This window comes from Vibrio sp. 10N.222.55.C6, from assembly GCF_041473395.1.
GTDB classification, from domain to species: domain Bacteria; phylum Pseudomonadota; class Gammaproteobacteria; order Enterobacterales; family Vibrionaceae; genus Vibrio; species Vibrio crassostreae_C.
The window spans coordinates 1-485 of sequence record NZ_JBFRSD010000769.1; the positions used below are offsets into that span (position 1 = coordinate 1).

General features: G+C 43.9%; 2 protein-coding genes. Both read right to left on the minus strand.

Features of this window, described 5'->3' with window-relative positions; all coding sequences use genetic code 11:
* On the minus strand, positions 1-288 hold a 288-nt coding region (locus AB4486_RS26065; protein ID WP_372119646.1), incomplete at its 3' end, for an RAMP superfamily CRISPR-associated protein.
* 3 nt (positions 289-291) lie between these two features.
* The coding region (locus tag AB4486_RS26070; protein WP_372119648.1) for a hypothetical protein at positions 292-485 on the minus strand (194 nt) is incomplete at its 5' end.

Consider the following 485-nt stretch of genomic DNA (forward strand, 5'->3'; position numbering starts at 1 on the left):
CGGTTGCATAACAGCATTACTAACCGTAATAATTCCTTGCGTTGCGATTCCGGTGCCTTCACAACCAAAGAGCGTTGCTACAGTGCAGCTTTGGGTAAACCATTGGTTGTCTTCCGCCTTTTGAAAGGCTTCTCTCAATAAGCCTTTCACCGCACGGCCGGGTAAATATGGAAGTCCTTGCTCATCCTTTAATACCAACGCATCCGCTTTCGCGCCGCCTTCTTCGCCAGATCCAATGTGCCAATCACTTTGGATGTCAAACTTGAGTTTAAAGGTTATGGTATTCATAAATTACTGAGCCTCATCTTGGTTAGATAACAATTGATAATGCCCCATGATTAAGAGGTCATTGATTATGGTTTGATATCCATAATCCGTTTCCCAATACCACTTTTTACTAGAGTCAGACACGGTGCTAGGGTTCAGGTTATCAACACATGATCTAAATTCGTTGGCGCTACCCCTATCTCCGCTAAGATCTAACC